The organism is Enterobacter sp. SCRI0065 (assembly GCF_059766475.1).
On the sequence record NZ_JCBAJB010000010.1, the window covers coordinates 122,613 to 131,433 of the forward strand.

General features: G+C 51.9%; 12 protein-coding genes. 5 read left to right on the forward strand and 7 right to left on the reverse strand.

Translation table 11 applies throughout. From position 1 onward, the window contains the following. The first annotated feature begins 4 nt into the window (after positions 1–4). Together urtE and zinT are read left to right on the forward strand one after the other, a co-directional pair. Positions 5–703: an urea ABC transporter ATP-binding subunit UrtE gene (urtE, locus tag AC6EMZ_RS20460; RefSeq protein ID WP_498404638.1), complete on the forward strand. Its 699-nt coding sequence runs from the start codon at positions 5–7 to the stop codon at positions 701–703. Positions 704–755: 52 nt separating this feature from the next. Then, complete coding sequence (gene zinT / locus AC6EMZ_RS20465) at positions 756–1,397, forward strand: metal-binding protein ZinT (protein ID WP_498404640.1); 642 nt, start codon at positions 756–758, stop codon at positions 1,395–1,397. A 37-nt stretch (positions 1,398–1,434) separates the two neighbouring features. Here zinT and ydeE read toward each other — a convergent pair whose 3' ends face one another. Beyond that, positions 1,435–2,628: an efflux MFS transporter YdeE gene (gene ydeE, locus AC6EMZ_RS20470; protein WP_498404642.1), complete on the reverse strand. Its 1,194-nt coding sequence runs from the start codon at positions 2,626–2,628 to the stop codon at positions 1,435–1,437. Between the two features lie 191 nt (positions 2,629–2,819). Here ydeE and eamA point away from each other — a divergent pair, with 191 nt between their 5' ends. Further along, entirely contained in the window at positions 2,820–3,719 is a 900-nt protein-coding gene (gene eamA / locus AC6EMZ_RS20475; protein ID WP_498404643.1) for an O-acetylserine/cysteine exporter, read from the forward strand. Positions 3,720–3,751: 32 nt separating this feature from the next. On the opposite strand, the gene marB is transcribed toward eamA, so the two are convergent. Genes marB through marR form a run of 3 tightly spaced genes read right to left on the reverse strand, consistent with a single transcriptional unit; the run spans position 3,752 to position 4,838 of the window. Further along, positions 3,752–3,970: a multiple antibiotic resistance protein MarB gene (marB, locus tag AC6EMZ_RS20480; protein ID WP_498404644.1), complete on the reverse strand. Its 219-nt coding sequence runs from the start codon at positions 3,968–3,970 to the stop codon at positions 3,752–3,754. 31 nt (positions 3,971–4,001) lie between these two features. Beyond that, on the reverse strand, positions 4,002–4,385 hold the full coding sequence (gene marA, locus AC6EMZ_RS20485; RefSeq protein ID WP_498404645.1) for an MDR efflux pump AcrAB transcriptional activator MarA: 384 nt from the start codon (positions 4,383–4,385) through the stop codon (positions 4,002–4,004). Positions 4,386–4,403: 18 nt separating this feature from the next. Further along, the gene (gene marR / locus AC6EMZ_RS20490; RefSeq protein WP_498404647.1) at positions 4,404–4,838 is read right to left on the reverse strand and encodes a multiple antibiotic resistance transcriptional regulator MarR; all 435 of its coding nucleotides are present in this window, start codon (positions 4,836–4,838) and stop codon (positions 4,404–4,406) included. 257 nt (positions 4,839–5,095) lie between these two features. Here marR and AC6EMZ_RS20495 point away from each other — a divergent pair, with 257 nt between their 5' ends. Beyond that, a complete protein-coding gene (locus AC6EMZ_RS20495; RefSeq protein WP_498404648.1) occupies positions 5,096–5,761 on the forward strand; it encodes a MarC family NAAT transporter in 666 nt (221 codons plus the stop codon). A gap of 29 nt (positions 5,762–5,790) precedes the next feature. Here AC6EMZ_RS20495 and AC6EMZ_RS20500 read toward each other — a convergent pair whose 3' ends face one another. Further along, the gene (locus AC6EMZ_RS20500) at positions 5,791–6,987 is read right to left on the reverse strand and encodes a sugar transporter (protein ID WP_498404649.1); all 1,197 of its coding nucleotides are present in this window, start codon (positions 6,985–6,987) and stop codon (positions 5,791–5,793) included. Positions 6,988–7,160: 173 nt separating this feature from the next. Between AC6EMZ_RS20500 and AC6EMZ_RS20505 the strand changes: the two genes are divergently transcribed. Beyond that, positions 7,161–7,952: a PhzF family phenazine biosynthesis protein gene (locus AC6EMZ_RS20505; protein WP_498404651.1), complete on the forward strand. Its 792-nt coding sequence runs from the start codon at positions 7,161–7,163 to the stop codon at positions 7,950–7,952. On the opposite strand, the gene AC6EMZ_RS20510 is transcribed toward AC6EMZ_RS20505, so the two are convergent. Next, positions 7,949–8,437: a DMT family transporter gene (locus AC6EMZ_RS20510; protein ID WP_498404652.1), complete on the reverse strand. Its 489-nt coding sequence runs from the start codon at positions 8,435–8,437 to the stop codon at positions 7,949–7,951. The genes AC6EMZ_RS20505 and AC6EMZ_RS20510 overlap by 4 nt on opposite strands. 9 nt (positions 8,438–8,446) lie before the next feature. Further along, positions 8,447–8,821: DMT family transporter (locus AC6EMZ_RS20515; RefSeq protein ID WP_498404654.1), on the reverse strand; the 375-nt coding region annotated here is incomplete at its 5' end.

Below are 8,821 nucleotides of genomic sequence, written 5' to 3' on the forward strand. Positions count from 1 at the left end.
GCAGATGCTACAGGTTAACGAACTGAATCAGTATTACGGCGGGAGCCATATTCTGCGTGGTGTGAGTTTTGACGCACCGGGTGGCGAAGTGACCTGTTTGCTTGGGCGTAACGGGGTGGGCAAAACGACCCTGCTGAAATGTTTGATGGGATTAATTCCCGCGCGTAGCGGAGAAATCGTCTGGCAAGGGAAAAAGATCACTCATGCAAAGCCGCATCATCGTGTGCAATCGGGTGTGGCCTATGTGCCACAAGGACGCGAGATTTTTCCGCGTTTAACCGTGGAAGAAAACCTGCTGCTGGGTCTGTCGCGCTTTCCGGCCAGGGAGGCCAAAAACGTGCCGGACGATATCTGGCAGCTGTTTCCGGTACTCAAAGAGATGAAGCACCGTCGTGGAGGCGATCTTTCTGGCGGGCAGCAGCAACAGCTGGCGATAGGGCGTGCGCTGGCGAGTCGACCGCAGCTGTTGATTCTGGACGAGCCGACGGAAGGTATTCAGCCTTCGGTGATCAAAGAGATCGGCGTGGTGATACGTCACCTGGCAAACCGTGGCGACATGGCCATTTTGCTGGTGGAGCAATTTTATGATTTTGCGGCTGAGCTGGCGGATAACTATCTGTTGATGTCGCGCGGGAGCATTATTCAGCGCGGACGTGGCGAGCACATGGAGCAAGAAGGGGTTCGCGGACTCGTTGCGATTTGAAATGTTATACTATAACATCTTCATTCTCATATAACGGAGTGAGGATGTTACCTTGGCTGCACATATTGGACAATTTGCAATGACTCTGGGGGCGCTGCTGGTCAGCGGCCAGCTGTTTGCTCATTCACACGGCCATCAAATGACCGAGGCTGAGCAAAAAGCAGCGAACGGTGTGTTTGAAGATAAAGACGTTAAGGACAGAAAACTGTCCGACTGGGACGGCGTCTGGCAATCGGTTTATCCTTTCTTAATCGACGGCGCGTTGGATCCGGTCTTTAAGAAGAAAGCCGCAACGGATAAAAGCAAATCCTTCGACGAGGTGAAAGCCTATTACCGCAAAGGTTATGCCACTGACGTCGAGACGATTGGTATCGAAAATAACGTGATGGAGTTCCATACCGGTAAAACGGTGGAAAGCTGCCGCTATGACTACAGCGGCTATAAAATTCTGACCTATGAATCAGGGAAGAAGGGCGTGCGCTATTTGTTTGAGTGTAAAGACGCGACGTCCCACGCACCCAAATTTGTCCAGTTTAGCGATCACACCATCGGTCCAAAACAGTCTGCCCATTTCCACATTTTTATGGGTAACACGTCTCATGAAGCTTTGCTGAAAGAGATGGATAACTGGCCAACCTATTACCCTAACGAGATGTACAAAGATCAGGTCGTTGAGGAAATGCTGCATCACTAAGCTTTTTATTGCCGGGCGATCCCGCCCGGCCATGTTGTTACGCCGTTTTCGGTTCATCCTGCCACGCTTTCACACTCATTCCGCGTAAAATCATCAGCCAGGCCACGACGATTGCCACCATCATGATGGCAAACAATGACCAGTGCGGGAGATGGGTGAGGATGATACCGGTGATCATTGGGTTTGCGGCGGCACCGAGCCAGCCCAGCGCCTGGGCAGAGAAATAGCTCGCCTTCATTCCCGGGGGCGCGATGTTATCAATCAGCATGTATTCACCCGGCGCGTAGATGATTTCTCCGATGGTAAATACCGCCGAAGCCACTCCCCAATAAACGAGGTTGTTGCCGGAGAACATAAAGCCTCCTAATCCCAGTAAAAAGAACAGCGTTCCCAGCGCCATTAGCGGGCGGATATTTTTGGTCGAAATCCTACGTCCAATCATATATTGCAGCGAAACCACAACGGCAGCATTAACGGGCAGCACAACGGCAACCACGTTCTGAGCAAAATCACTGTCGTAGTCTGCCGCCAGCACGTACTGAGAAATACAGCTGGCAAACGAGCCGCCCACGTACGAGGCAAGTAAACCGGAAAGGGTGTACCAGAATAAAGCTTTGTCGCGCAGCAGCACCGAAGGTTGCCACGGTACTGGTGCATTTTCGGCGTCAACTGCCAGCCCTTTTTGCACATAAAGCTGAATAAAGACCAACGGCAGTGCGGCGCAGAAGGCTGCAAGCCAGAACGGCAGTTGGAGGCTGTACATCACCAACAGGGTGCCAATCGGTGGGCCAATCGTCCAGCCAATGTTAAGGAAACTGTAGTTTAGGGAGAATACCCGCGCTTTATCCGAAGGGGTCAGAACGTCAGAAAACCAGGCTTTCAGGACGGTTGAAAATACCGAATATGCGCAGTTGATGAGGGCAAAAAATATCACCACCAGCGTGACGTTATCGACCAGCGGAATCGCAATGAATCCGGCAATAAAGGCCAGAATCGAGATGAGCATGTAGCGCTTTTTATCGAACTTATCGGCCAGAATGCCAAATCCCATACTGAAGACGACGCCAATGGTTAACGCCACCGTCAGGGCATAACCAATATTCTCAACGCTCATGTTATACACGCGGGTGAGATAAATGGTCATAAACGGTAGAGTCGCGCCGCGACCAATTGTTAATAACAATGACGATGCCAACAGCGCTGCGGTTGAGCGCCTGAGAGATGATTTCATATTCCTGTCCGACATGTGCTTATGATTTTTTGTTGTGTCTTATCAGGATTACCACGCTATAAGAGGCTTGTATAGCACCTAATTTATCCGTAAGTGCTTCGCTTGACTGCCAAAAATGAATGACCTTTTCCTCACGTGATTTTTTCGTTACCTTGAATCGTTAACAAAAATTTAATAATCAGGGGCAGGATATGACGCGTAAAGACGGGCTACTGGCGTTGCTGGTCGTCGTGGTGTGGGGACTGAATTTTGTGGTTATCAAAGTGGGGTTACACAATATGCCTCCGCTGATGTTGGCGGGTCTGAGTTTTTTGCTGGTGGCGTTTCCGGCGTTGTTTTTTGTCGCTCGCCCGAAAATCCCGCTTCGCCTGCTGCTCGGTTACGGTTTGACGATTAGCTTTGGGCAATTCGCCTTTTTGTTTTGTGCGATCAAGTTCGGTATGCCAGCAGGCCTGGCATCGCTGGTTCTTCAGGCGCAGGCCTTCTTTACGATTATTCTCGGTGCGTTTGTGTTTCACGAGCGCTTGCAGGGGAAACAGCTGGCAGGGATAACGCTGGCGGTGTTTGGCGTGATGGTGCTGGTTGAGGCCAGTCTGAACGGCCAACATGTCGCGTTGCTGGGCTTTATGCTGACGCTGGCAGCAGGTCTCAGTTGGGCCTGCGGTAATATCTTCAACAAGCTCATTATGCAGCATGAGGCGCGCCCGGCGGTGATGTCGCTGGTGGTCTGGAGTGCGCTGATTCCGGTGGTGCCGTTTATGGTTGCCTCTTTCCTGCTAGACGGCCCGGCAATAATGCTCAAAAGCCTTGTCGAGATTGACCTGACGACGATCTTATCGCTGGTCTATCTGGCCTTTGTCGCCACTATCGTAGGCTATGGTATCTGGGGATCGCTGCTGGGGAGATATGAAACCTGGAGAGTTGCGCCGTTATCGCTGCTGGTTCCGGTGGTCGGTATCGCCAGTGCGGCAGTATTGCTGGGAGAGGAACTGACGGCATTACAGCTTGTGGGAGCGATACTGGTCATGGCCGGATTGTACATCAACGTTTTTGGTTTGCGGGTGCGTAGGACGACACGTATTCGAGGCTGAAAAAAGCCCCGCATCACGCGGGGCAAAACGAATCAGAAGCCGTGCTGATTGTAATACGGCACGCCTAATTCGTCGGATTTGTCGCTTCCCGCACCCATGTGATTAAAATCATAAGGCGATTGTTCGTTTGCGGTCGGCAGAACCATCGCGTTGCGATTGCTCTGCTGTGCGGCATTGGGCGTTTGCTCCGCAAAAGTCTGGCCGGAGACCAGCACCAGTAAGGTGAGGGCGGCGGAGGCGGTGAATTTCATGATTTCCTCGGTTACGTCTTAATTCAGGCGATTAGCAATGGCAATGTGTAAGGGGTAGCAAGTATCGGGATTCGCCGTGCATGCTGGTGATTCGATACTTATGCGGCGGCACGTCGAAATAGTTTTTGAACGTGCGGGTCAGGGTCTGTTGCGATTCAAACCCGTAACGCTCCGCCAGATACAGGATCGGTTCATTACTTTCTTTCAGCTTCTGAGCGATTTCGGTCAGCTTACGGCTGCGGATGTATTGACCTAATGAATGACCGGTCTCTTTTTTGAACATCCGTTGCAGGTGCCATTTGGAATAACCTGAACGTTCAGACACCTTCTCAAGAGAGAGGGGTGATTCCAGGTTATCCTCGATCCAGCCCAAAATGCTATGAATAGTGATGGCGTCATTATTGCGTCTGGACATCGTCATACCTCTTTCTGTTTACGGCAGGATTTTCTTAAGCAAATGCTCAAGTGTGACGACTTCATCCGCCGTTAAGTTTTTTGTTAGTTCCTGATGCAGTGTAAGTCCTACTAGCTCATGACATTTTTCACACATGGCTGCACCGTCGCTGGTGAGTTGCACCAGTACGCCACGCTTGTCATTTGGGTTAGGTCGTCTTTCAATCCATCCTTTGCAGACAAGACGATCGAGCATGCGCGTGAGCGCGCCAAGATCGACAGAAAGCACCTTTTTAAGCTCAACAGGGGTAATGCAGACTTCGCAGCGAATGGAGCACAGCACTTTGAATTGCGTGGCAGTGATATCCATCGGGGACAAATAGTCGTTGAGCAGACGGTCTTTTTTCTGGTTTACCATGTGAATCAGTCGACCCAGTGGAATAATTTCATTGAAGAGATCACTGGTGCTTTTCACAATGGTTGCCCTGGCAAGTAGATTAGTCACGGCAGATATTATTGCTCAGGCAAGTATAAGTCAACTGAATGTATTCGCGGATGCCACGTTTTGCTAAAACGATTAATGAACTTTTTTGAGTCTGTTTTAAATCATAAACATAACGCTGAGTTATAGTTACGCGGTGGAAAATAGTGCTTACATCGTCTTCATGGCTCAATTGCCCTGTTTCACCGTATAATTAGGGCGTTGATTAAGGATAAGGATGGCGACAGGCTATGGTGGAACTTTTTAAAGCAATTGGACTTGGGCTGGTGGTGTTGTTGCCGCTGGCGAACCCGTTAACAACCGTGGCACTGTTTTTAGGTCTGGCGGGCAATATGAACAGCGCCGAACGTAACCATCAGTCATTGATGGCATCGGTTTACGTGTTCGCGATCATGATGGTGGCCTATTACGCGGGCCAGGTCGTGATGAACACCTTCGGCATTTCTATTCCGGGTCTGCGTATCGCCGGTGGGCTGATCGTTGCTTTTATCGGATTCAGGATGCTGTTCCCGGCGCATAAAGTGCATGAGTCGCCTGAAGCCAAAAGCAAATCGGAAGAGCTGGAAGATGAACCTTCCGCGAATATCGCGTTTGTGCCACTGGCGATGCCGAGTACGGCGGGGCCGGGGACGATTGCGATGATCATCAGCTCGTCCTCAACGGTGCGTGATGGATCAACGTTTTCTGCGTGGGTGGTGCTGGTTGCGCCTCCGCTCATCTTCGCCCTCATTGGCGTTATCTTATGGGGCAGCCTGCGCAGCTCTGGCGCAATCATGCGCTGGGTAGGCAAGGGCGGTATAGAGGCGATCTCCCGTCTGATGGGCTTCCTGCTGGTCTGTATGGGCGTGCAGTTCATCATCAACGGCGTACTGGAAATTATTAAGACCTATCATTAATAAAAAGGGTGGCTCAGCCACCCTTTTTTCTATCCGCGATGCGGCTGTTCTTCGAGCGCCACAGGCCATTTTCGAAAAATCAAAATTGACCAAATCAACGCTGCCAGAGCCGGGATAGCGCCCAGATACCCAATCGCTGACATCGAAAGATGCAGGCTGATCTGATTGCCGAGCAGGGCTCCTGCGCCAATACCAATATTGAATATCCCGGAAAAAAGTGACATTGCCACGTCGGTCGCGTCCGGTGCCAGCGCCAGCACTTTGACCTGCATCCCGAGACCGATAATCATTATCGCTACGCCCCAGAACAGACTCAGCACTGCAAGATGGCTTTCGCTTTGCGAGGCGGGCATCAAGAGCAGCAGGCACGCCAGCAGCAGACCAATTGCGCTACTCACCAGCAGCGAGGCGTGTTTGTTCCCCAGCTTGCCGAACAGCAGGCTGCCGACAATGCCTGCGCCACCAAGAATCAATAACAGGACTGTTGCAAAGTTTGCGCTAAAGCCCGCGACGACTTGCACAAACGGCTCGATATAGCTGTACGCAGTGTAATGCGCGGTAACCACGATGACCGTCAGCAGATAAATGCTCATCAGCGCCGGGCGACGAAACAGCAGAGGCAGGCTTTTCAGCGAGCCTGAATGTTCGCTTGGGAGTGTTGGCAAAAGCTTGATAAGGCACAGCAGCGTGATCAGCGCGCCCATTCCGATGGCGAAGAAGGTGGTACGCCAGCCGAAATACTGCCCGACAATACGCCCTATCGGCAGGCCTAATACCATCGCCAGCGCGGTGCCGGTGGCAAGCAGACTCAGTGCCTGGGCCCGTTTACCAGCAGGTGCCAGACGGATCGCTAACGAGGCGGTTATCGACCAGAAAATAGCGTGCGCAAATGCGATGCCAATCCTGCTGACGATCAGCACGGTGAAATTCCACGCCAGGAAAGAGAGCACGTGGCTTGCGATAAACACCACAAATAGGCCAATCAGCAATTTACGGCGTTCCACCTTACTGGTCAGCAGCATAAAAGGAAGCGACATCAACGCCACTACCCATGCGTAAATGGTGAGCATGATACCGACCTGCGCCGTTTCCATATGGAAACTTTGAGCAATATCGGACAGCAGGCCAACGGGGACAAATTCAGTGGTATTGAAGATAAAGGCGGCAATGGCAAGCGTGACCACACGTAGCCACGCGACCCTGCGGGAAACCGTGTTCGTTGTCATAGGAATAAGGGGGTTCGTTGCGAATAAGATGAGGACGCGATCTTAAAGCCTTACCTGGCGAAAAGACAATCATTATGTGATGCAGATCTCATAATTTACGTTTCAATAGCGCTGGCGAAGGGGGTTGTTTTCATTGAATATAAAGAAAAGCACAATAAACAGGTGGTGACACAATGCAGCAAATTGATTTTTATCTGGTGGATGCGTTCAGCGACCGGGCCTTTGCCGGAAATGCAGCCGCAGTCTGCCCACTTGAAGAGTGGCTCCCGGACGAGACGTTGCTGAAAATGGCTCAGCAGCACAATCAGTCAGAAACTGCGTTTTTTGTGCGCAACAATAAAGGCTTTGAGCTGCGCTGGTTCACCACGCAGTATGAAATCAACCTGTGCGGCCATGCCACGCTTGCCGCATCACACGTGATTTTCGAGTATCTGGACTATCCGCACACGGAAATCGTCTTCTCAACCCGCTTCGTTGGGGAGCTTACCGTCAAGCGCAGCGGCGACTGGCTTACGCTCAACTTCCCGGCCTGGACGAGCGAGCCGGTCGATAATCCGCCGGCGTTACTGTTCTTCGCCCTGGGGATTGAAGGGGCCAAAGAGGTTCGCGCCGGACGGGATTATATGGTGGTGCTTGAGAATCAACAGCAGGTTGAAGCGTTAATACCGGATATCGAAGCGATGATGCCGCTGGATAAAATGGTCTGCGTGACCGCGCCGGGGGATGAGTACGACTTTGTCAGCCGCTTCTTCTGTCCGGGGGAGTCAGTACCGGAAGATCCAGTGACCGGATCCACTCACAGTATGTTGATTCCCTACTGGAGCGAAAAACTCGGTAAAACGCAGATGCAAGCCCGCCAGGTTTCAGCCCGTGGCGGGGACTTACGTTGTGAACTGCTGGGCGACCGTGTCCTGATCGCAGGTCAGGCAACGCTGTACCTCAAGGGTACCGTCTTTTTACGTTAATTTGCCTCGCGGACGGGGTCAGACTCCGTCCGATTCTCCACTTTCGTTTGCTGGCTTGAATAGATAAAGGCCAGGGCGATGGCCAGACAAACGACGGCACCAAGACGATTCGTCGAGAACGGGATAGTCGCGTTGCCTAACCAGCCAAAGTTATCGATCAACATACTCATCGTTAATTGACCAAAAATGACGGCAACCGTCGCCACGGCAGTTCCGATGCGCTGTACGGCCAACACCATCACCACAATATAGGGTACGCCGAACATCGCACCCACCAGCTGCCATTTAGGAACGTCGAGCAGGCTGACGGCATGTTTCGGTTCAAAGAAAAATATCAACAGGGCCGTAATAAGAGCCCCGACCGAAAAAGTCAAAAATGCGCTGCGAAATACACCGACGTGACTGCCGAGCTGGCCGTTGATTGCGGCCTGAATACTCAGCGTGGCGCCGCCAACAACCGCCAGAATAATCATCAGGAGGGTCATATTGCTTCCTTAACCTTGTGCAACCAGCGTCAGTGCGCCGAGGATGAAAATCAACGCGAGAATGCGCTTGCCGTTTATTTTTCTGCGTGGGCTACCCAGCAGACCATAGTGGTCAATGATCAGGCTCTTAAATACCTGACCGGCAAGAATGCCAATCATCGTCAGCGCTATGCCGATAACCGGCGTGGTCACCGTTAAAATAATCACATAAACGGGTCCGAGTACGCCGCCCAGAAGCTGCCACGAAGGTTGAGCGAAAAAGGAGGGGCTATTGCGCGGGCTGAAAAACAGCATCAATAAGAAAGTGAGCGCCGCACCCACGCCAAAAATGCTGAATGTCGCCCACAGATCGCCGACCTGACTGCCCAGGGGGCCTAATAATCC